The organism is Pseudomonas sp. B21-010 (genome assembly GCF_024749325.1).
Lineage (GTDB): Bacteria > Pseudomonadota > Gammaproteobacteria > Pseudomonadales > Pseudomonadaceae > Aquipseudomonas > Aquipseudomonas kilonensis.
The window spans coordinates 4,417,505-4,437,721 of the sequence record NZ_CP087198.1 but is presented as its reverse complement, the minus strand read 5'-3'; the positions used below and the strand labels follow the sequence as shown (position 1 = coordinate 4,437,721).

Sequence of the window (20,217 nt, the reverse complement as noted above, 5' to 3'; positions counted from 1 at the left end):
CCCTGTGGGAGCGAGCTTGCTCGCGATTGCGCACTGACATTCAACATTAATGTCGACTGATACACCGCTATCGCGAGCAAGCTCGCTCCCACAGTGGCCGGGGGCGCTTCAAGTCCGGCGCCAACCCTTCTGAAACCACCGTGACCCGAGTCCTGACGATGAACACAGAATTTCGCAAACCGCTGCCCGGCACTTCGCTGGATTATTTCGACGTTCGCGAGGCCGTGGATGCCATTCGTCCCGGCGCCTACGACGGCCTGCCGTACACCTCCCGCGTGCTGGCGGAGAACCTGGTACGGCGCTGCGACCCGGCTACGCTGGGCGAGTCGTTGCTGCAACTGATCGAGCGCAAGCGCGACCTGGATTTCCCGTGGTTCCCAGCGCGCGTGGTGTGCCATGACATCCTCGGCCAGACCGCGCTGGTGGACCTGGCTGGCCTGCGCGACGCCATCGCCTTGCAGGGCGGTGATCCGGCGCAGGTCAACCCGGTGGTGCCGACCCAACTGATCGTCGACCACTCCCTGGCGGTGGAAAGCGGTGGTTCCGACCCGCAAGCCTTCGCCAAGAACCGCGTCATCGAAGACCGGCGCAACGAAGACCGCTTCCACTTCATCAATTGGACCAAGAAGGCCTTCAAGAACGTCGATGTGATTCCGCCGGGCAACGGGATCATGCACCAGATCAACCTGGAAAAAATGTCCCCGGTGATCCAGCAGCGTGACGGTGTGGCGTTCCCCGACACTTGCGTGGGCACCGACAGCCACACGCCCCACGTCGATGCCCTGGGCGTGATCGCCATCGGCGTCGGTGGCCTGGAGGCCGAAAGCGTCATGCTCGGCCGCGCCTCGTGGATGCGCCTGCCGGAGATCATCGGCGTCGAGCTGACCGGCAAGCTGCAACCGGGCATCACCGCCACCGACATGGTGCTGGCGCTGACCGAATTCCTGCGCAAGCAAAAAGTCGTCGGTGCCTGGCTGGAGTTTTTCGGCGAAGGCGCCAGTGCCCTGACCTTAGGCGACCGCGCGACCATTTCCAACATGGCCCCGGAATACGGCGCCACGGCGGCGATGTTCTACATCGACCAGCAAACCATCGATTACCTGAAGCTCACTGGCCGTGAAGACGAGCAGGTGCGACTGGTCGAGACCTACGCCAAGCAGGCAGGCCTGTGGGCCGACAAGCTCAAGGGCGCGCAATACGAGCGGGGCCTGAGCTTCAACCTGTCGTCGGTGGTGCGCAACATGGCCGGTCCCAGCAACCCGCACGCCCGTGTCGCGGTGTCGGATTTGGCTGCCAAAGGCATTTCCGGGCAATGGGACGATGTGCCGGGGCAAATGCCCGACGGTGCGGTGATCATCGCCGCCATTACCAGCTGCACCAATACCAGCAACCCGCGCAACGTGATCGCCGCCGGCCTGCTGGCGCGCAACGCCAACCGCCTGGGCCTGGTCCGCAAGCCGTGGGTCAAGTCGTCCCTGGCGCCGGGTTCGAAAACCGTGGCGCTGTACCTGGATGAGGCGGGCCTGACGTCCGAACTCGAGACGCTGGGCTTCGGCGTGGTGGGGTTCGCCTGCACCACCTGCAACGGCATGTCCGGCGCGCTGGACCCGGTGATCCAACAGGAAATCATCGACCGCGACCTGTACGCCACCGCCGTGTTGTCGGGCAACCGCAACTTCGACGGGCGCATTCACCCGTACGCCAAGCAGGCGTTCCTCGCCTCGCCACCGCTGGTGGTCGCTTATGCCATCGCCGGGACCATCCGCTTCGACATCGAGAAGGATGTACTGGGTGTGGTGGACGGTCGGGAAATCCGCCTCAAGGACATCTGGCCGAGCGACGAAGAAATCGACGCGGTGGTCAAGGCCTCGGTGAAACCGGAGCAGTTCCGCCAGGTGTACATCCCGATGTTCGCCATCCAGGAAGACACCGGGTCGAAAGTGACGCCGCTGTACGACTGGCGCCCACAAAGCACCTACATCCGTCGTCCGCCGTATTGGGAAGGCGCGCTGGCCGGTGCGCGACCGCTCAAGGGCATGCGCCCGCTGGCGGTGCTGCCGGACAACATCACCACCGATCACCTGTCGCCGTCCAACGCCATCATGCTGGACAGCGCCGCCGGCGAATACCTGGCGAAAATGGGCCTGCCGGAAGAGGACTTCAACTCCTACGCGACCCACCGCGGCGACCACCTGACCGCGCAACGCGCCACCTTCGCCAATCCGAAACTGTTCAACGAAATGGTCCAGGAAAGCGGCAAGGTCAAGCAGGGCTCCCTGGCCCGGGTCGAGCCGGAAGGCAAGGTCATGCGCATGTGGGAAGCCATCGAGACCTACATGGAGCGCAAGCAGCCGCTGATCATCATTGCCGGCGCCGACTACGGCCAGGGTTCGTCCCGGGATTGGGCGGCCAAGGGCGTGCGCCTGGCCGGTGTCGAGGCGATCGCCGCCGAAGGTTTCGAGCGTATCCACCGCACCAATCTGGTGGGCATGGGCGTGTTGCCGCTGGAGTTCAAGCCCGGCACCGATCGCAAGACCCTGGGCATCGACGGTAGTGAAACCTATGACGTGATCGGCGAACGCACCCCGCGTGCGACGCTGACCCTGGTCATCACTCGCAAGAGCGGCGAGCGCGTCGAAGTGCCAGTGACCTGCCGCCTCGATACCGCTGAAGAAGTGTCGATCTATGAAGCCGGGGGCGTGCTGCAACGCTTTGCCCAGGACTTCCTTGAATCGGCGGTTGCCGTCTAAATCAAAGCTGCGGACACCCGGCGTGTCCGCTTGAGGAGCATCATGGCTCACGCACCGCAAATCAGAATTCCCGCTACCTATATGCGTGGCGGCACCAGCAAAGGCGTGTTCTTCAGCCTGCAAGACCTGCCCGAAGCGGCTCGTGTCCCTGGCCCGGTCCGGGATGCCCTGTTGCTGCGGGTGATCGGCAGCCCCGATCCGTACGAGAAACAGATCGATGGCATGGGTGGTGCGACGTCCAGCACCAGCAAGACTGTGATCCTGTCCAAGAGCACCCGGGCCGACCACGATGTCGATTACCTGTTCGGCCAGGTGTCCATCGACAAGCCGTTCGTGGACTGGAGTGGCAACTGCGGCAACCTGTCGGCGGCGGTCGGTTCATTCGCTATCAGCAGTGGTTTGGTGGACGCCGGTCGCATCCCACAGAACGGCGTGGCCGTGGTGCGGATCTGGCAGGCCAACATCGGCAAGACCATCATCGCCCATGTGCCGATCACCGACGGCGCGGTGCAGGAAACCGGTGACTTCGAACTCGACGGCGTGACTTTTCCGGCGGCCGAAGTGCAATTGGAATTCATGGACCCGGCCGCCGAGGAAGAGGGCGGTGGTGGTTCGATGTTTCCCACCGGCAATCTGGTGGACGACTTGGAAGTGCCCGGTGTTGGCACCTTCAAGGCGACGCTGATCAACGCCGGGATCCCGACGATTTTCATCAATGCCCGGGACGTCGGTTACACCGGCACCGAATTGCAGGGCGCCATCAACGGCGATCCCAAGGCATTGGCCATGTTCGAAACCATTCGCGCTCACGGCGCTCTGCGCATGGGCTTGATCAAGCACCTGGACGAAGCCGCCCAGCGCCAGCACACACCGAAAGTGGCGTTCGTCGCGCCGCCGGCGGACTACGTTTCATCCAGCGGAAAAGCCGTGGCGGCCGGGGACGTTGACCTGTTGGTACGGGCGCTGTCCATGGGCAAGCTGCACCACGCCATGATGGGCACCGCAGCGGTGGCCATCGGCACGGCCGCAGCGATCTCCGGCACGCTGGTAAACCTGGCAGCCGGCGGTATCGAACGCAACGCCGTGCGTTTCGGCCACCCCTCCGGCACCCTGCGCGTCGGCGCCGAGGCCAGCCAGGTCAACGGCGAATGGGTCGTGAAAAAAGCCATCATGAGCCGCAGCGCTCGGGTGTTGATGGAAGGGTTTGTGCGGGTGCCGGGGCAAGCCCCGAGCTGAGTTGAACCCTGTGGGAGCGAGCTTGCTCGCGATGGCGGTGTGTCAGCCGATATCAATGTTGGATGTGCCGGCCTCATCGCGAGCAAGCTCGCTCCCACAGTGGATGTGTGGTGAACACAGAATCTTCGAACATCCACAATCAACCCTGTGGGAGCGAGCTTGCTCGCGATGGCGGTGTGTCAGTTGATATCAATGTTGGATGTGCTGGCCTCATCGCGAGCAAGCTCGCTCCCACAAGGGATGGCCGTCAGCCTCCCGTCAGTGCGGTGACCACCAGTCCTACATTGCTTTCCAGTTCCGCCACCGGATCGGCGCCATCGGTGCTCAACACCAGCAGCCGGCTACCTCCTTCGGTGATAGCTGCCTTCAGCGCATCCGAAGGCTGGCGATGATGCAGCACCAGCGCCACGTCATTGTCTTTCAACGTCGCGCTCAACTGCTTGAGGGTTTCGGCTGTCCATTCGGCGTCGGGCCGGGTATCGGTGCTGATTGCGTCCAGGTTGAGCCCGCTGATCAGGTAGCCGAAATGCTCGCTCAGGCTGACCACGCTCAGGTTATCGGCACTGGCGAGGCGTTTTTCGCTGTCGGCGCTGAGTTTGAGCAGGCGCTGCTTGAGGGTCGCCAGGTTGGCGTCGATCTTCGGTTTGTCCGCCGGGGCCAGGCGCACCAGATCGGCGGCGATCACGTCGGCCATGCGCCCCAGGTTATGGCTGGCCATCCACGGTTGGCTCGCTAGGCCGTCGGCCATGCCCGGCTGCACGGCGATACCGGGCAGGGCACCGTCCACCGGGCGCGCGGCATCGACTTCGACGATGCGGATATTGCTGCGTCGCGCCATGGGGTACAGCGGATCGTCCGGCCATAGCGAGCGCAGCCCGATCACCCCGTCAGCATCGCTGGCCAGTTTGCTCAACGCCGGCGCGCCACGGCCGCTGAAGTAGGCGCTCTGCCGGGTGCCAGGCAGATTGGCGGGCGCGGCCCGCTCCAGGCTGACCTCGGTGCCCTTGAGCAAGGCCTCGCCCAATCCGTAGGTGACCGGCAGCGATGCCAGCAGACGGACCTTTTCGCTGGCGAATGACGAAGTAACGGCCACGCCGCACAACGCCACGGCCAGGGTCAGTTGTCGCAATGAAAAAACCATTTATCCAAGATTCCCTTTGAGGCTGGGGACGACACCGCGGGCGATGGCGCTCAGGGCGAAGGCGATGCCGGCCACCAGGATGATCGCAGCGCCGGACGGGATGGGCAGGTCGAACACGATCGGCGCGAGAATCCCGCACAAGGTGCTGGCGGTGGCGATCAACACTGAACACCAGAAAAAGCCTTTCAATGATTGGCTGAGCAGGCGCGCCGCCGCAGCGGGGATCACCAGCAACGCGCCCACCAGAATGGCGCCAATGACTTTCACCGCCGCCACGGTGATCAGCGTCACCAGGATCACGAACAAGTAGTCCAGCGTCTTGACCGCCACCCCGCGCACCGCTGCCAGTTGCGGGTTGAAGCTGGCAAGCATGATGCGGTTGTACAGCGGCAAGGCCAGGGCCATCACCAGCGAGCCGACCACCGCCAGCACCAGCAGGTCATTGCCATTGACCGTCAGTACCGAGCCGAACAGTACGTTCTCCAGGATGTGCACGTTGATCTTGCCTGCCAGGATCAACAGCAGGCTGGCGCCCAGGGCCAGGGACACCGACAGGAAGACGCCGATCAACGTGTCGGGCGCCAGGCCGGTGCGGTTGCGCAGGTAATTGAGCAGGATGCCGAACAACAGGCAGTAGCCGAACAGGCTGCCGTAAGGCCCGGTGTAGGGTTCGCCGAGCAGGATGCCGATGGCCACGCCGGTCAGCGCCGCATGGCCCACCGCCTCGGAGAAAAACGCGAAGCGCTTGACCACCACCAGCGTGCCGAGACCGCCCAGCACCGGGCCGATCAACAGCCCGGCCAGCAAGGCATTGACCACGAACCCATAGGCCAGCGCTTCGGGCAGATAACCGGCCGAAGCCCAGCCCTGGACCATCAGACGAAAGGCTTCATAACTCATCAGGCAGCGCTCCCGTTCGTGCGCGGATGGGTGGAAAACAGCGTCAGCAGGCGTTCTGGAGTCAGGGTCTGGCGGGGCGGACCGTCGAACAGCACCCGGCGGTTCAGGCCGGTGACACGGTCGGCCAGACGCCCGACGGCTTCCAGGTCATGTTCGATCCACAGCACGGTGATCCCGGCTTGGCGCCAGTCCTGCAGCAACCGTTCAAACACCTGGATGCCGGCCTCGTCCAGGGCCGACATCGGTTCATCCAGTACCAGCAATTGCGGCGAGGGAATCAGTCCCTGGGCCAGCAACACTCGCTGACGCTCGCCGCCGGACAGCGCGCCCATGCGCCGCTTGCGCTTGTCCTGCATGCCGACCCGCTCCAAGGCCTGTTCTATGGCGCCGGCGTAGTGCTTGCTCAAGCCGAGAAAGGCCGGCCGCCGCTGACACATCGCTGCCATGAAATCGTCCACCGTCAAGGGCAGGCCCCGGTCGAACTCCAGCGCCTGGGGCACGTAGCCGATCACACCGGGCTCGCCTGGCCATTGCAGGCTCAAGCATCCCTGGTGCGGCATCTGCCCCAGCAAGGTCTTGATCAGCGAACTCTTGCCGCCACCGTTGGGGCCCACCAAGGCATGGATGCTGCCGGGCTCGACCTGAAACGCCACGCTGTCGAGAATGGTGGTGCGGCCCAGGTTCAGGCTGACGTCGGCGAACTCAATCAAGGGCCCGACGCGCTGCAGAGTGAGGGTTTCCTGGACGGTCATGCGCCAGACTCCTGGATGGCCCGGACCACGGTGTCGAGGTTGCCGGCCATTTCCTTTTCGTACTTCTCGGGGCTGTAGTCGCCGTAGGAAATGTGTGAGAGCGGGTACAGCTTCACGCCCGATTCACGCTGGATGGTGTCGACGTAGGTGGACGGGAAATCCATCTCCGAGAAGATCACCTTCACGTCCAGCTCGCGCAGTTGGTCGATGGTTTTCTTCAACTGGCTCGGGCTCGGTTCGATGCCATGGGCCGGCTCGACCACGGCGGTCACTTCCAGGCCGAATTCGCGCAACAGGTAGTCGTAGGCGGCATGCACCGTGGCGACCCGCAACTCGGCATTGGGGGCCTGGGTCAGCTTCGCCAGGGCAGCGGCGCGCATCTGCCGCAGGCGCTTGCCGTAGGCGCGGGCGTTCTGGGTGTAGGCCTTGGCATTGTCCGGGTCGAGCTTGCCCAACTCCCGGGCGATGTTATTGACCTGGGCAATGGAGGCGCTGATGGACAGGAACGTGTGCGGGTTCACGACCTTGCCCGCGCCACGGGCCGCCGTGCCGGTGGCTGCCAGCAGGGGCACGTTTTCGTTGGCCTCGATCACTTTCACGTTCGGGGTTTCGCTGGCGGCGATCATGCGGTCGGCGAAGTCGTCGTGGCCCACGCCGTTGAGCACGATCACGTCGAGGCCGCTGATGCGCTTGATGTCCTCGGCCCGTGGTTCATAGGCATGGGGGTTGAAACCGGCCGGGATCAGCGGCACGACCTCGGCCTTGTCGCCGACGATGTTGGCCACGTAGCTGTAATAAGGGTGCAGGGTGATGCCGATGCGCAGGCGCTTGGCTGTTTCGGCGCTCACCGGCGAGGTGAACAGGCAGGCCAGCAGGCCGATCAGCAGCAGGCGCAGCAAGGGGCGGCGTTGGGATGCAATAGGCATGGGCAAACGGTCTTCTCTCGAATGAAGGCGTGGGGTCAGTGCCGGTGCTGGCGGGTTACGCCGGCATCGAATTGCGCGACGATCTGTTGCCAGCCGGCGGCGGACAAAGCGGCGTCGTCCAGCGCGGTAGGTGTCGCGAGGCCATTGCTGCGGTTGAGCCAGATGTCCGGCGCAGCGTCGGACGCTTCGCCGATGCGCATCAGAAACGAACCTGCGACGGAAGAATTGGCACTGGCGCCGAAGTAGGCCTGGTCCTGCAGCAGTTGCCAGGCGTGGCCGCCCCGGCTGACAGCGCTGGCGTCCTGGGCGAACGGCGCGAAGCCTTCTTCGGCCAGGGTTTGCGGGCCGGGCAGGGTGGATTGGTCTTCGCGCAGCAAGCGGATTTCATCCAGGGTCACCCGCAGGTCAGCGTAGATGCCCTGCTCGGCGGCGCTGAGGTCGCGGCGGGCGTCGAGCTGGTTCGAGGCCAGGTGCGTGGTGTCTTCGGCTTTGCCATGCCAGGCCACCACAGACCCGGCGACCAGCACGATGACCAGGCACAGCAGCAACACATACAGGGTTTCATGGCCCGCGCCAGCGGGGCGGATGACTTGAGTCGTGGTGTTGGTCATGGGGCCTCGATGTCGGCTTGGTCGATTTCCACCACGTGGCCGGGGCCGGCGTCGAAGAGCACGTAGAACTCAGCGTCCGGCTTCTTGAAGGTCAGCTTCGAATCGGCGCCGAGCTTGCCCGGGACGAGGATGGTCTCGTCATAGCCGATCACGTCCAGGGTCACTCCGGGCGCGCCGCTGCCGTCGGAAAAACCGCCGGTGCATTGGATCTGCTCGGCGTCGATGGCCTTGCATTCGCACATCGGGTTGTGGGCCAGGGCGCTGGTGCTTGCGCCTGCGCAGAACAGCAACGCCAGGCCGTTGGATAAGGCGCGGAAGGTCATGGTTTGGGTCCTTGGTTCTTCAGCCAGGCGACGGTGGCCGGGGAGGCCTGGCTCAGGGGAATGGAGGCCTGGTGCATCGAACCGTCCCAACCCTCGAGGGTTATCCACAGTTCGGCATCGGGCTGGGTCTTTGGCGGGACCGGCAACAAGGCGCTCATGCGATAGGGCGAGCCGAAGAAAATCACCCCGGCGGCCCTTAGGCTGCGAGGTTTGCCGACGCGCAGGTAGGTGGCCTTGACCTGACCGATACAGCGTTCGCACAGGGCCGCGTTGAAATGCTTCATGGGCCCGGCAGGCCCCTGGACTCGTGGGGCTTCGTTGCGAAATTCCGCCAGGCGCAGGCTCCAGGGTCCGACCTGGACTTCGCCGACTTCCCGCTCGCCAAGCCCGGCGTCCCCGCGAAACAGCGCGGCTTCGGATAAATATTTGGGCATGAACCCCAAGGGGATCAGCAACAACAGCACGTTGAGGTGGAAGCGCCATTTATGCCAGAACAGGCTCAGGCGTGACGGTGATGAAGTGGTATTGGACGGATTCACAGGCTGCCCTCCGACGACTCACGGTGGACCGACGGCTGCAATGCCTGCGCGATGCGGGTTTCACGGGAGGGTTTCTGGCTACGCTTGAGGGCATTGGCGGTGGCCAGGGCCGTGCGTTTGGTCCAGATCAGCAGCCCGCTGAGAACCATCATGCTCAGGACCAAACCGAAGAAAAACCAGATGAGCTTGATCCACAGGCCACCGAAGTCGCCGGTGTGCAACGGGCGCATGGATTCGGTGACGAATTCCAGGGTCGTGCGGTCGGACAGCAGTCGTGAGGCGGCGACGTCACCGGTGTAGGGATTGATGGTGGCGGTCTGGAACATCAGTGGATACCAACCGCGGCCGCCGACTTCGAGATGGCTGTAGGCATTGCCGGGCAGGCTGACGAAACTCGCTTCCAGGCCCGGGATGCGTTGCTGGGCGATTTCAATGGCCCGGTCCAGGTTCAATTGCTGCGGTGCAAGACCATCGGCTGACAACGGAACGTTTTCACGGGCCACCACCGGGATGACCGGCTCGCTGGAAATGGATATCTGGTTGTCCGATAGCAAGGCTTCGATCAGGAACCAGGTGCCCGTAACGGAAATCACCGCGATGAACCAGATCGACCAGATACCACTGAGTCGGTGGAAATCCCCCCAGAAAATTCGGGCGCCGTGGCGGATCCGCAGCGTCGGACGGAAAAAGCCTTTCCAGAAACGCTTGTAGACCACCAGCCCGGTCACCAACGAGGCCAGCAACGGCAGCCCCAACAAGGACACCAGGTACCAGCCCCAGCTGTAGCCGTTGGTGAACGGCACCAGCCACCAGCCATGCAGGGCACGGGTAAACCCCCTGAAGTTGAATGTCGGCGCCGAGCCTTGGATGACGCCGCTGTAGGGGTTGACGTAGACCTTGTCGGGGCGTCCGTCGGGGTAGGTGACGCTGACCTCCAGCGCAAAGTGCGACTCGTCCGGGCGGACGATGCCTTGCACCTGGGTGTGCGGCTGGGCTTGCTTGATCGCGGCGATCACCTGGTCATAGCTGAGCAGTTGGGCATCGTCCGAGGGCTTGCTGGCGCGCATGTCGGGGTTGACCAGCCAGACAATCTCCTGGCTGACCACCGCGAGGGTGCCAGTGACGCAAACGATGAGCACGAAAAACCAGATGGGCAATGCCAGCCAGCTATGGACCAGGAACCAGAGTTTGGAGCGGGACTTCTTCGACATGATTGAACGTCTTGATTCGATGAAAGGTTCGGTATTACGGGCTTCGCAGTACCGTGAACCGTAAAAAGCAGACCGTGGCTTTTGCCGACGCGGCCTGCTGCATCTAATTAAGACGAACGAGCGATCGCAATCCTGAAGGGGAAGATGAAAGAAAATGTTTCGCGTGGTAGGAGCTGCCGAAGGCTGCGATCTTTTGATCTTTTGATCTTTTGATCTTTCGCTTGAGATTCAAGTGACTGGGGAAAGATCGCAGCCTCGTTGCACTCGACAGCTCCTACACAGCTCCTACACAGCTCCGACGGGGCGAAACCCTGCGGGAGCAAGGGCAAATCAGCCTTGCTGTTGGAACATCTCCCTGGCCCGTTGCTCGATCTGTTCCTGGCTCAGATCTTCCTTGTGCGTCGCCAGGAACCACAGATGCCCATAGGGATCTTTCAAGGTGCCGGTACGATCGCCGTAAAACTGGTCCTTGACCTCTGAAATCACTGTGCCACCGGCAGCAATGGCCTGGGTAAATGCGCTGTCCACGTCCTCGACATATAAATGCAGGCCGACCGATGGCGATTTGTCCGGATTGCTCAGCGGGCCTTGGTCGCAAGGCGTGCCGAGCATGATCGGAAATCCGTTGATCCGCAGTTCGGCATGCCCGATGCCGCCGTCGGGCATGGCCAGGCGCATGACCTCGGTGGCATTGAAGGCTTTTTTGTAGAAGTCGATGGCTTCGGCAGCTTTTTGAATGCCCAGGTAGGGCGTGATGTTATGGAAACCTTCGGGAATGGCTTTGACGCCCATGACGGTTCTCCTTGTTGTTATGGGAGGCGAAGAGAGTCTTCGTCGGTTTTGCGCCCATCCACTATAGGCCAGCCGCCGTGGACGGGCTCATGTCCCGACGAACGCTTCACGGCTGCTCCAACAGGTGAGCCCCTGGCCCGTGTTTTCCCAGCACGTCGCCCTGATTGCGCAGCGGGCAAGCCTCCATCGACAGGCATCCGCAGCCGATGCAGCCGTTGAGTCGATCACGCAGCGCCACCAATTGGTTGATGCGCTCGTCCAGGTCCCGGCTCCACTGCGCCGACAAGGTCTGCCAGTCGGCGGCCGTTGGCGCACGGTCGTCCGGCAGGTTTTTCAAGGCCTCGCCGATTTCCGCCAAGGGAATGCCCAGGCGCTGGGCAACCTTGATCAGCCCCACGCGGCGCAATACTGCCCGTGAATAGCGACGTTGGTTGCCCTGGTTGCGCGTGCTTTTGATCAGCCCCTTGGATTCATAGAAGTGCAGGGCCGTGACCGCCACGCCGCTGCGGGCGGCCACTTGGCCGACGGTGAGTTCCTTGTGGATATCGATCTGCGTCATCGCGTCAATTCACTGCTTGACCTCAAGTTAACTTGAGGTTTTACCCTGCACGCGTTCGGATCGCAAGATCCGTCTTACGTGCAGAGGGGACCTTTCATGCAATTACCAAGGAACAATCGCAGCTTCACCCAGTTGATGGAATTCGATATCGAACCGCAATGGCAGCAGGCGCTGGTAACCGCCTTGTCGGAACAGACCGAGCGCCTGGCTCGGGATCACCAGGGGTTCCTGAGTGCCAGTATCCAGGCCAGCGAGGATGGTCGGCGGGTGCTCAACTATTTGCAGTGGCAAACCCGCGAGGCAGGCGAGGCGGCGCTTCAAAGCTTCGAAAGTGGCGAGCAGGATTTCTGGCGGCTGATCCAGGCTCATCGAGCCAAAGCCGTGACGTTCGGCTCGTTCCAAGTGCTGCGCAACATCGAGCGCAGCCCGGACAACGCGCTGCATTGCCAGTTGGTCGACTGAGTGCAGCGGCTGATCCGCAAAGGCAATAGCCACTATTGAGAGGGTTGATTTCTGCCGCGCAGGGCTGGCGGGTAGCCTTTGTTCATCGCCCAACTCCAGTACACCGGACACTTGCCATGAACCGTACCTTTGCTGTTTTGCTGCTGTTGACCGCCACCCTCCTGGGTGGTTGCGCCAGTTCTTCCCCGGAGCTGCGCCCCTACACCGCCGACGAGACCCGCGAACTGGCTCTTGAGGCCTTGAATCGCCGCGGCCTCTCGTTCGATGAGTACCACGCGAAAAAAGCCGAGCTGCTTGGTTCGTCGCAGAAAAACGTGGGTTTCGACGATCAGGGCCAGATGAGTGCCGAGCGGGTCGTGCAACAGCCAGGCCGGTCAAGCTGAAGGACTGTACCGCTTAAAGTTTTGCCCAACTGTCCGTGGGTTTGCGCCAAGGCGTGGGGTAGGGTCATGACTTGACTGACCTGCCCTGATGGACTGACCTGACATGACCCTTTCGTTTGACCTGCTGCTGGGCTTCGCCCTGTTTGCCCTGGTGACCTCGATCACGCCTGGCCCTAACAACACCATGTTGTTGGCCTCGGGTGTCAATTTCGGTTTCAACCGCACCATTCCTCACATGCTGGGTATTACCTGCGGCTTCTTTTCCCTGGTGCTGGCGGTGGGCCTTGGCCTGGGCGCGGTGTTCCAGACTTATCCACTGCTCTATACCGCGCTGCGCTACATCGGCGCGGCGTACCTGTTGTACTTGGCGTGGAAAATCGCCCACTCCGGTCCGGTTTCGGAAAACCAGCCGGGAGACAATACGCCGATCAGCTACTGGGGCGCAGCGGCGTTCCAATGGGTCAATCCCAAGGCCTGGATCATGGCCATCGGTGCCATCAGTACGTACACGCCACTCCAGGGTTATTTCTTCAACGTGTTGGTGATTGCGGCGGTGTTTGCCCTGATCAACCTGCCAAGCGTGAGCCTGTGGGTGGTGTGCGGCAGCCTGTTGCGCAACCTGTTGCGTGATCGTCGCTGGCTACGCGTGTTCAACTGGGGCATGGCGCTGCTGTTGGTCGCTTCGCTGTATCCGTTGTTGCTCGAAAGCATCAGTTGAGGGCTGAGCTTCGCCGCGATGCCTGCTAAGCTCGCTGTTCAGGAGCGTTCCTACGCACTTTTAAACGAAGTCCGACTTCTTTAAGGTCTTTGATCAGGTATTGCTAGTCTCGAACCCAACGAGGGCGCCTGATCCCGGAGCAGGCTCTGCGAGTTTCCTATGAAAAAACGTCCTTTGTATTTCGACTACGCCGCCACCACGCCGGTGGATGAGCGGGTCATCCGGGTCATGGTCGAGTGTCTGGGCTTTGACGGCAACTTTGGCAACCCGGCTTCCAGTTCCCATGCCTTTGGCCAGGAAGCCCGGCGCTCGGTAGAGCGCGCCCGCCAGCAGGTGGCGCAACTGGTCGGGGCTCAGCCCGAACAGATCGTCTGGACGTCCGGCGCTACCGAATCCAATAACCTGGCCCTCAAAGGGGTGGCCCAGGCGCGCGGTGGTTCCGCCGGCCATGTCATCACCAGTCTGATCGAACACAAGGCGATTCTCGACACGGCGCGCCAGCTTGAAGAGAGCGGCGTCGCGGTGACCTGGCTGGCGCCGGACGCCGAGGGCCTGATCAGTCCGCAAGCGGTTCGCGAGGCGCTGCGCGAAGACACGTTCCTGGTGTCGCTGATGCTGGTGAACAATGAGTTGGGCACCGTCAACGATGTCATCGCCATCGGCGAGATCGTGCGCGAGCACGGTGCGCTGTTTCATGTGGACGCGGCCCAGGGCGCCGGCAAGGTGCAGATCGACCTGTCTCGTTGGCCGGTGGACCTGATGTCTTTTTCCGCGCATAAGATCTACGGCCCCAAGGGCATCGGTGCGCTCTACGTCGGCGACCGTGCCCGGCCACGGTTGTCGGCGCAGATTCACGGCGGTGGGCATGAAGGCGGTTTGCGCTCCGGGACCCTGGCGACCCACCAGATCGCAGCCATGGGCGCCGCATTCGAACTCGCAGCCGAGGCATTCGACGAAGAACTCGCAAAAATCGCCCGGTTGCGCAATCGTTTGCTTGAGCCGCTGCTGGCCTTGCCCGGTGTGCGTATAAACGGCAGTGCGAGCCGTCGGATTCCCCACACGCTGAGCCTGACCTTCAACGAAGGTGAGTTCAACCCGGCGACGTTGGGCGCATCGATTGCATTTTCCGCCACCTCGGCCTGCAATTCGGCGCAGAACAGCCCGTCCCACGTGCTGCTGGCCCTGGGGCACGATGCGCGCGCGGCCGGGCGGACCATTCGCTTGAGCCTGGGCCGTTTTACCACCGAACAGGATATCGACGAGGCGGTGCGGCTGATCCAGGCGGCGTGCGCGACAGCGCCGGCGTTCTGGGCCACGACCCCATAAGCCGTCTTCGGCATCGAACAACAATATCAATGAGCAGGAGAAACAATGAGCACCGAGCCCTTGCCCCATGGACTGGTTCCCCAGCGCCTGGCCCAAATCCGCCAACTGATGAGCCGAGAGGGCATTCATGCGCTGCTGGTGCCATCGGCCGACCCGCATCTGTCCGAATACCTGCCGGGCTATTGGCAGGGGCGGCAATGGCTGTCGGGGTTCCACGGATCGGTGGGTACCTTGATCGTGACCGGCAGTTTCGCTGGCGTCTGGGCCGATAGCCGTTATTGGGAGCAGGCCACCAAGGAGCTGGAGGGCAGTGGTATCGAGCTGGTCAAGCTCATTCCCGGCCAGCCTGGGCCCCTGGACTGGCTGGCGGAACAAACGCCTGAGGGTGGAGTGGTCGCCGTTGACGGTGCGGTTATGGCCGTGGCATCGGCCCGCACCCTGGGCGGCAAGCTTACGGAACGCGGCGCACGGTTGCGCACCGACATCGATCTGCTCAAGGCGGTCTGGAGCGATCGCCCAAGCTTGCCGGATCAGCCGGTCTATGCCCATTTGCCTCCCCAGGCGACCGTCAGCCGGGTCGAGAAACTCGCCAAGCTGCGCGAATCCCTCAAGGAGCGTGGTGCCGACTGGCATTTCATCGCCACGCTGGATGACATCGCCTGGTTGTTCAACCTGCGCGGCGCGGATGTGTCGTTCAACCCCGTGTTCGTCTCCTTCGCCTTGATCAGCCAGCAACAGGCAACGCTGTTCGTGGCCCTGGACAAGGTTGACGCAGCGCTGCGTGCCGTTCTTGAACAGGATGGCGTGGCCCTGCGCGATTACAGCGAAGCCGATGCCGCATTGCGTGAAGTGCCGGACGGCGCAAGCCTGCAGATCGATCCGGCGCGGGTGACGGTCGGCTTGCTGGATAACCTGGGCAGCGGCGTGAAGCTGGTCGAAGGTCTCAATCCAACGACGCTGGCCAAGTCCCGCAAAAGCCTGGCCGATGCCGAACACATCCGTCGGGCCATGGAGCAGGATGGCGCGGCGCTCTGTGAGTTCTTCGCCTGGCTGGAAGGGGCCTGGGGGCGCGAGCGCATCACCGAGTTGACCATCGACGAGCACCTGACCGCCGCCCGCACGCGCCGGCCGGACTTCGTCTCCCTGAGTTTCAACACCATCGCCGCCTTTAACGCCAACGGCGCGATGCCTCATTACCACGCCACGGAAGAAGCCCATGCGGTCATCGAAGGTGATGGCCTGTTGCTGATCGATTCCGGCGGCCAGTACTTGGGAGGCACCACCGACATCACTCGCATGGTGCCGGTTGGCACACCCACTGCTGAGCAGAAACGTGATTGCACACGCGTGCTCAAGGGCGTGATTGCCCTGTCCCGGGCCAAATTCCCGCGGGGCATCCTTTCGCCGTTGCTGGATGCTATCGCCCGTGCACCGATCTGGGCGGAGCAGGTGGATTACGGCCACGGCACCGGCCATGGCGTCGGCTATTTCCTCAATGTCCACGAAGGCCCGCAGGTGATTGCCTATCAAGCCGCTGCCGCGCCGCAAACGGCGATGCAGGCTGGCATGATCACCTCCATCGAGCCGGGCACTTATCGTCCCGGTCGCTGGGGTGTGCGCATCGAGAACCTGGTGTTGAACCGTGAAGCAGGAAGCAGCGAGTTCGGTGAGTTCCTTGAGTTCGAAACCCTGACCCTGTGCCCGATCGACACCCGCTGCCTGGAACCTTCGCTGCTGACCCAGGACGAAAAAGACTGGTTCAACGCCTACCACGCCGAGGTTCAGCGTCGCTTGAGCCCGTTGCTGGACGGTGACGCGCTGCAATGGCTCAACACGCGAACGATGGCGATTTGAAGTAGAGGGTCAGGCGAGGGCTTCACGGACGAAGTCCAACCGATCCTGGCCGAAGAACAATTCGTTGCCGACAAACATGCTCGGGGCGCCGAACACGCCCCGTGCGATGGCTTCTTCAGTGGTGGTCTTGAGTGCTTGCTTGACCTGCTCGTCGTTCGTCAAGGCCTGCACATAGTCGGCATCGAAACCGCCCTCGTTCAGGACCGCAGCGACAGTCGTCGGGTCATTGAGGTTGCGGCCATCCACCCAAAAGGCGCGGAACAGGCAATCGACGAAGGCCTCGAAGCGTTCAGGTTGGCGCAACTGCATGCCAGTCACCGCGCGCATCAGTTGCAGTGTATTGATGGGAAAGTGTGGATTGAACTTGAAGGCGACCCCGTAGCGCTTGGCGAAGCGATTCAGATCCTTGAACAGGTAAGGGTTCTTGGCCGGCACTGTCGCCGGTGATGCATTGCCGGTTGCCTTGAAGACGCCGCCCAATAACATCGGACGATAGATCAACTGGCTGTTGGTCTGCGCGCACAGCGTCGGCAACTGGGTGTAGGCCAGGTACGTGGTCGGGCTGCCGAAATCGAAGTAAAACTCCACCGATTTGCTCATGGGATCTGCTCTCTTGTTGTTGTGAGGGGAGGGTTTACCAGCGTTCGCTCCAGGGCCGCAGGTCCAGTTCGAAGGTCCAGGCGTCGCGGGGTTGGCTGTGCAGGTACCAGTAATTGTCGGCGATGTGTTCAGGGTTCAGGATGCCGTCCTGATCCTTGGTGGCATATTTTTCCGGGAAATTATCGCGGATGAAGTCGGTGTCGATGGCGCCGTCCACCACCACATGGGCCACATGAATATTCAGCGGCCCCAGCTCACGGGCCATGCTCTGGGCCAGTGCCCGGACGCCATGTTTGGCGCCCGCGAATGCGGCAAACCCCGAAGCGCCGCGCAATCCCGCCGTTGCCCCGGTGAACAGAATCGTCCCGCGCTGGCGCTTGACCATGCGCTTGGCCACTTCCCGTGCATTGAGAAAGCCTGAGAAACAGGCCATTTCCCAGATCTTGAAATACTTGCGTGCGGTTTCTTCGAGGATGCTGCAGGGGACGTTGGCGCCGATGTTGAACACAAAGGCTTCGATCGGGCCGATCTGGTTCTCGATTTGTTCGATGAGTGCGATCACGTCGTCTTCTTTACGCGCATCACAGGCAAACCCGTGGGCTTCGCCGCCTTGGGCGCGGATTCCATCCACCAGTGGCGCGAGCTTGTCGGCGCTACGGCGGGTAACGCAGGCAACAAAGCCTTCCTGTGCAAAGCGTCTGGCAATCGCGCCACCCGTGGCATCGCCTGCGCCAACAACCAGTACGACCTTCTTGTTATTCATGGTCAGCCTCATTGGTAAACGATCGTTAACTGAACGGACGTTATGCTAAGATCCGGCAAGCGTCAAGGTGAGCAATCAGGGGCAGGACCATGCGATATTCAGCCAATCACAAAATGGAAACCCGCGAGAAGCTGCTCGCCAGCAGTGCCGTCTCTGCCAAGAAGTCGGGTTTCTCCACGGTCGGTGTCGATGGCTTGATGAAAGCGATCGGGTTGAGCGGCGGTGCGTTTTATAGCCACTTCTCATCGAAGGATGAGCTTTTCAAGGCCATTGTTGAGCGGGAGTTGGCCCAAAGCCTGGATCGTCTGAGTGGCGACGGTGCCATGGACTCAATGAAGCTGGAGCGCTGCCTCAAGCAGTACTTGAGCATGAGCCACGTTGAGCAGCCCGAAGCAGGGTGTGCGTTGCCAGTACTGGGTGCCGAGATCGCGCGATCGGATGTCGAGGTGAGGGAGGCGGCGCAAACATGGATATGTCGTTTGCACGAAAGCTGGGCGCGGATATTGGGAAGCGACAGTCTGGCCTGGGCCATCCTGTCTCAATGCGTGGGAGCATTGGTCGTTGCGCGGATGCTGGTCACGCCGCAGGTCCAGCGTGACGTCCTCAAGTCCAGTCATGAGGAGATCAGGCGCCGAATGGCCGAGCAAGGGCTCGACTGACATGGCCTATTTACAGATGACGATCATGCTGCGGCTGGTATAGCCAGCGGGGTTGAGCCCGAAGGGATAATCCCCGGGTTCCTCGACGGCGTCGCCGGACTTGGCAATGACCTTGTAACCCTTGGGAGCACATGAGTTGGCAGCGCTGGCGGCGCACTGATCCCAGGATGAGGACAGGCCGGAGCAATTGATGTGCAGGCCTTTTTTACCGCGCTTGACTTCAGTTTTCGATGTTGCCGCACAGCCCGCTACTGCAAGTACGGCGATCAGTATCAAAATTCGTTTCATTCCCATCCTTATAACCGTCGTGGATCTTGTGTCCACGTACGATTGTGTTCGCTCTTGCTTGAAGCGTTCATGACGTCCTGTATGAAAAATCCATGTCTGACATTGGGTTAGCGGTCTAAACATGGCCTAAATGCGTGGCAAATACCAGACCTTCGTTAAATCCTGCTTCAATCTGCCGCGACGGCAGGCTTTGCGGTGTTGGCCATGGTCATCGTTGCGCCGACCGACGCGAGGATAATGCAGGTAATGGCTAGCCATTGGGCCAAGGACAGGTACTCCTGGAGAAAGACCAGCCCCGACAGGGCCGCGACTGCCGGTTCGACGCTCATCAGAGTGCCGAAAGTGCGGGCTGGCATTCGGGTCAGGGAGATCATTTCCAGGGTATAGGGCAGGGCCGTAGACAGAATGGCGACGCCGATGGCGATTGGAATCAGGCTCGGTGTGAGCAGTGCGGCGCCTGCGTGCACGATCCCAATCGGTGCGACGAACAGGGCGGCGATCATCACCCCTAATGCGGCGGTTTGCACACCATTGTCCGCGCCAGCCTTCTGGCCAAACAGGATGTACAACGCCCAGCAAACACCTGCGCCCAGCGCATAGCCGGCTCCAAGCAGGTCAATACCGGCATTGGTCGCTCCGGTCGGTATAAGCAGAAGCAGGCCAGCGACTGCCAGGGCGATCCAGAGAAAGTCGATTGCCCGGCGTGAGGCGTAAATGGCAACTGCCAGGGGCCCGGTGAACTCCAGTGCCACGGCAATGCCCAGTGGAACGGTACGAACCGACATATAGAAGAGAAAGTTCATGCCGCCCAGTGCCATTCCATAAACGATCACGGTGCGCAGGGATTGGGCGGTGAGCTTGGCGCGCCAGGGACGTAGCAATAACAGCATGATGAGGCTGGCAAAAATGAGTCGCAGCGTCGTTGTGCCCTGTGCGCCCACTACCGGGAACATGCTTTTGGCGAGGGAGGCTCCCGATTGGATGGAGGCCATGGCTATTAATAGCAGGGCAACCGGATACAGGGTGGAGGCCAGGCTGCGATGTGGAGGGGGTGTCATTACGAAGTGTCGTCCAGAATAAAGGCGGGGGAGGCTGCATTGAGCAGTATATTGCGCATGTGCGACGATTCCGTCTATATACCGGGCAGATTTAAGTGTGGTTTCGGATTACAGATAGAAAAATCAAATTAAGGGTTGACGGCAGATTCTGGAAGTCTATAATTCGCCCCACTTCCGGCGCAGTCGAAACGGAAAACTCCTTGAGATTCAATGAGTTAAGTAAGTTTCGAAGGTGTTGGGCTTCAGTTCATCGAGGCTCGGAAGGAGCAGGTAGAGCGGTGTTGTTTGGCTCTATTGGCGGTTCGATCTTCTCGGTCGAAAGCGGTGAAAAAGAGGTGTTGACAGCAGCGAGTAACGCTGTAGAAT

The 20,217-nt window shown here is 61.8% G+C and carries 22 protein-coding genes; 8 read left to right on the top strand and 14 right to left on the bottom strand.

Annotated elements, in window-relative coordinates; genetic code table 11:
* Positions 1-158: 158 nt before the first annotated feature.
* Together acnD and prpF are read left to right on the top strand one after the other, a co-directional pair.
* Positions 159-2,750, top strand: a complete 2,592-nt coding sequence (gene acnD, locus LOY50_RS19440; protein WP_258688913.1) for a Fe/S-dependent 2-methylisocitrate dehydratase AcnD — start codon at positions 159-161, stop codon at positions 2,748-2,750.
* A 42-nt stretch (positions 2,751-2,792) separates the two neighbouring features.
* The gene (prpF, locus tag LOY50_RS19435) at positions 2,793-3,986 is read left to right on the top strand and encodes a 2-methylaconitate cis-trans isomerase PrpF (RefSeq protein WP_258688911.1); all 1,194 of its coding nucleotides are present in this window, start codon (positions 2,793-2,795) and stop codon (positions 3,984-3,986) included.
* Positions 3,987-4,233: 247 nt separating this feature from the next.
* Here the strand turns inward: prpF and LOY50_RS19430 are convergent, their stop codons facing one another.
* The 10 genes from LOY50_RS19430 to soxR form a co-directional block, all read right to left on the bottom strand.
* Entirely contained in the window at positions 4,234-5,127 is an 894-nt protein-coding gene (locus LOY50_RS19430; RefSeq protein ID WP_253476704.1) for a metal ABC transporter solute-binding protein, Zn/Mn family, read from the bottom strand.
* Positions 5,128-6,027 carry a metal ABC transporter permease gene (locus tag LOY50_RS19425; RefSeq protein WP_018600264.1) on the bottom strand — a complete coding sequence of 300 codons (900 nt, stop codon included), beginning with the start codon at positions 6,025-6,027 and terminating at the stop codon, positions 5,128-5,130. It lies immediately after the preceding gene.
* Positions 6,027-6,779, bottom strand: a complete 753-nt coding sequence (locus LOY50_RS19420; RefSeq protein WP_258688910.1) for a metal ABC transporter ATP-binding protein — start codon at positions 6,777-6,779, stop codon at positions 6,027-6,029. The genes LOY50_RS19425 and LOY50_RS19420 overlap by 1 nt, the downstream gene beginning before the upstream one ends.
* Entirely contained in the window at positions 6,776-7,705 is a 930-nt protein-coding gene (locus LOY50_RS19415; protein WP_214509788.1) for a metal ABC transporter solute-binding protein, Zn/Mn family, read from the bottom strand. The genes LOY50_RS19420 and LOY50_RS19415 overlap by 4 nt, the downstream gene beginning before the upstream one ends.
* Positions 7,706-7,740: 35 nt before the next feature.
* Positions 7,741-8,316, bottom strand: coding sequence for a DUF6162 family protein (locus LOY50_RS19410; RefSeq protein ID WP_258688909.1), 576 nt, complete (start codon positions 8,314-8,316; stop codon positions 7,741-7,743).
* Entirely contained in the window at positions 8,313-8,639 is a 327-nt protein-coding gene (locus tag LOY50_RS19405) for a hypothetical protein (protein ID WP_253476695.1), read from the bottom strand. Before LOY50_RS19405 ends, LOY50_RS19410 begins: the two co-directional genes overlap by 4 nt.
* Complete coding sequence (locus tag LOY50_RS19400) at positions 8,636-9,178, bottom strand: thiamine pyrophosphate-binding protein (protein WP_258688908.1); 543 nt, start codon at positions 9,176-9,178, stop codon at positions 8,636-8,638. The genes LOY50_RS19405 and LOY50_RS19400 overlap by 4 nt, the downstream gene beginning before the upstream one ends.
* A complete protein-coding gene (locus tag LOY50_RS19395; RefSeq protein ID WP_258688907.1) occupies positions 9,175-10,389 on the bottom strand; it encodes a PepSY domain-containing protein in 1,215 nt (404 codons plus the stop codon). The genes LOY50_RS19400 and LOY50_RS19395 overlap by 4 nt, the downstream gene beginning before the upstream one ends.
* A gap of 330 nt (positions 10,390-10,719) precedes the next feature.
* Positions 10,720-11,181 (bottom strand): VOC family protein, encoded by a 462-nt coding sequence (locus LOY50_RS19390; protein ID WP_258688906.1) that lies wholly within the window; start codon positions 11,179-11,181, stop codon positions 10,720-10,722.
* A 106-nt stretch (positions 11,182-11,287) separates the two neighbouring features.
* Positions 11,288-11,740, bottom strand: a complete 453-nt coding sequence (soxR, locus tag LOY50_RS19385; protein WP_258688904.1) for a redox-sensitive transcriptional activator SoxR — start codon at positions 11,738-11,740, stop codon at positions 11,288-11,290.
* A 96-nt stretch (positions 11,741-11,836) separates the two neighbouring features.
* Between soxR and LOY50_RS19380 the strand changes: the two genes are divergently transcribed.
* The 5 genes from LOY50_RS19380 to LOY50_RS19360 all read left to right on the top strand — a co-directional run bounded on the left by LOY50_RS19380 (position 11,837) and on the right by LOY50_RS19360 (position 16,483).
* A complete protein-coding gene (locus LOY50_RS19380) occupies positions 11,837-12,202 on the top strand; it encodes an antibiotic biosynthesis monooxygenase (protein ID WP_253476687.1) in 366 nt (121 codons plus the stop codon).
* A gap of 116 nt (positions 12,203-12,318) precedes the next feature.
* Positions 12,319-12,585: a hypothetical protein gene (locus LOY50_RS19375; RefSeq protein WP_018600280.1), complete on the top strand. Its 267-nt coding sequence runs from the start codon at positions 12,319-12,321 to the stop codon at positions 12,583-12,585.
* Positions 12,586-12,688: 103 nt separating this feature from the next.
* A complete protein-coding gene (locus LOY50_RS19370; RefSeq protein ID WP_253476686.1) occupies positions 12,689-13,303 on the top strand; it encodes a LysE family translocator in 615 nt (204 codons plus the stop codon).
* 159 nt (positions 13,304-13,462) lie between these two features.
* Positions 13,463-14,629 (top strand): cysteine desulfurase family protein, encoded by a 1,167-nt coding sequence (locus LOY50_RS19365; RefSeq protein WP_214509796.1) that lies wholly within the window; start codon positions 13,463-13,465, stop codon positions 14,627-14,629.
* 45 nt (positions 14,630-14,674) lie between these two features.
* Entirely contained in the window at positions 14,675-16,483 is a 1,809-nt protein-coding gene (locus LOY50_RS19360) for an aminopeptidase P family protein (RefSeq protein WP_258688902.1), read from the top strand.
* A 9-nt stretch (positions 16,484-16,492) separates the two neighbouring features.
* Here the strand turns inward: LOY50_RS19360 and LOY50_RS19355 are convergent, their stop codons facing one another.
* Positions 16,493-17,083 carry a 2-hydroxychromene-2-carboxylate isomerase gene (locus LOY50_RS19355; RefSeq protein ID WP_258688901.1) on the bottom strand — a complete coding sequence of 197 codons (591 nt, stop codon included), beginning with the start codon at positions 17,081-17,083 and terminating at the stop codon, positions 16,493-16,495.
* 34 nt (positions 17,084-17,117) lie between these two features.
* Positions 17,118-17,846 carry an SDR family oxidoreductase gene (locus tag LOY50_RS19350; protein ID WP_258688900.1) on the bottom strand — a complete coding sequence of 243 codons (729 nt, stop codon included), beginning with the start codon at positions 17,844-17,846 and terminating at the stop codon, positions 17,118-17,120.
* 89 nt (positions 17,847-17,935) lie between these two features.
* Here LOY50_RS19350 and LOY50_RS19345 point away from each other — a divergent pair, with 89 nt between their 5' ends.
* The gene (locus LOY50_RS19345) at positions 17,936-18,505 is read left to right on the top strand and encodes a TetR/AcrR family transcriptional regulator (RefSeq protein WP_214509800.1); all 570 of its coding nucleotides are present in this window, start codon (positions 17,936-17,938) and stop codon (positions 18,503-18,505) included.
* A 6-nt stretch (positions 18,506-18,511) separates the two neighbouring features.
* Here LOY50_RS19345 and LOY50_RS19340 read toward each other — a convergent pair whose 3' ends face one another.
* On the bottom strand, positions 18,512-18,793 hold the full coding sequence (locus LOY50_RS19340) for a hypothetical protein (protein WP_014337379.1): 282 nt from the start codon (positions 18,791-18,793) through the stop codon (positions 18,512-18,514).
* A 167-nt stretch (positions 18,794-18,960) separates the two neighbouring features.
* Positions 18,961-19,851: a threonine/homoserine exporter RhtA gene (gene rhtA / locus LOY50_RS19335; protein ID WP_024619799.1), complete on the bottom strand. Its 891-nt coding sequence runs from the start codon at positions 19,849-19,851 to the stop codon at positions 18,961-18,963.
* Positions 19,852-20,217: the final 366 nt, after the last annotated feature.

Coding starts and splice junctions, on each gene's coding strand:
- acnD (WP_258688913.1), top strand. CDS start 159: ATGAACACAGAATTTCGCAAACCGCTGCCCGGCACTTCGCTGGATTAT.
- prpF (WP_258688911.1), top strand. CDS start 2,793: ATGGCTCACGCACCGCAAATCAGAATTCCCGCTACCTATATGCGTGGC.
- LOY50_RS19430 (WP_253476704.1), bottom strand. CDS start 5,127: ATGGTTTTTTCATTGCGACAACTGACCCTGGCCGTGGCGTTGTGCGGC.
- LOY50_RS19425 (WP_018600264.1), bottom strand. CDS start 6,027: ATGAGTTATGAAGCCTTTCGTCTGATGGTCCAGGGCTGGGCTTCGGCC.
- LOY50_RS19420 (WP_258688910.1), bottom strand. CDS start 6,779: ATGACCGTCCAGGAAACCCTCACTCTGCAGCGCGTCGGGCCCTTGATT.
- LOY50_RS19415 (WP_214509788.1), bottom strand. CDS start 7,705: ATGCCTATTGCATCCCAACGCCGCCCCTTGCTGCGCCTGCTGCTGATC.
- LOY50_RS19410 (WP_258688909.1), bottom strand. CDS start 8,316: ATGACCAACACCACGACTCAAGTCATCCGCCCCGCTGGCGCGGGCCAT.
- LOY50_RS19405 (WP_253476695.1), bottom strand. CDS start 8,639: ATGACCTTCCGCGCCTTATCCAACGGCCTGGCGTTGCTGTTCTGCGCA.
- LOY50_RS19395 (WP_258688907.1), bottom strand. CDS start 10,389: ATGTCGAAGAAGTCCCGCTCCAAACTCTGGTTCCTGGTCCATAGCTGG.
- LOY50_RS19390 (WP_258688906.1), bottom strand. CDS start 11,181: ATGGGCGTCAAAGCCATTCCCGAAGGTTTCCATAACATCACGCCCTAC.
- soxR (WP_258688904.1), bottom strand. CDS start 11,740: ATGACGCAGATCGATATCCACAAGGAACTCACCGTCGGCCAAGTGGCC.
- LOY50_RS19380 (WP_253476687.1), top strand. CDS start 11,837: ATGCAATTACCAAGGAACAATCGCAGCTTCACCCAGTTGATGGAATTC.
- LOY50_RS19375 (WP_018600280.1), top strand. CDS start 12,319: ATGAACCGTACCTTTGCTGTTTTGCTGCTGTTGACCGCCACCCTCCTG.
- LOY50_RS19370 (WP_253476686.1), top strand. CDS start 12,689: ATGACCCTTTCGTTTGACCTGCTGCTGGGCTTCGCCCTGTTTGCCCTG.
- LOY50_RS19365 (WP_214509796.1), top strand. CDS start 13,463: ATGAAAAAACGTCCTTTGTATTTCGACTACGCCGCCACCACGCCGGTG.
- LOY50_RS19360 (WP_258688902.1), top strand. CDS start 14,675: ATGAGCACCGAGCCCTTGCCCCATGGACTGGTTCCCCAGCGCCTGGCC.
- LOY50_RS19355 (WP_258688901.1), bottom strand. CDS start 17,083: ATGAGCAAATCGGTGGAGTTTTACTTCGATTTCGGCAGCCCGACCACG.
- LOY50_RS19350 (WP_258688900.1), bottom strand. CDS start 17,846: ATGAATAACAAGAAGGTCGTACTGGTTGTTGGCGCAGGCGATGCCACG.
- LOY50_RS19345 (WP_214509800.1), top strand. CDS start 17,936: ATGCGATATTCAGCCAATCACAAAATGGAAACCCGCGAGAAGCTGCTC.
- LOY50_RS19340 (WP_014337379.1), bottom strand. CDS start 18,793: ATGAAACGAATTTTGATACTGATCGCCGTACTTGCAGTAGCGGGCTGT.
- rhtA (WP_024619799.1), bottom strand. CDS start 19,851: ATGACACCCCCTCCACATCGCAGCCTGGCCTCCACCCTGTATCCGGTT.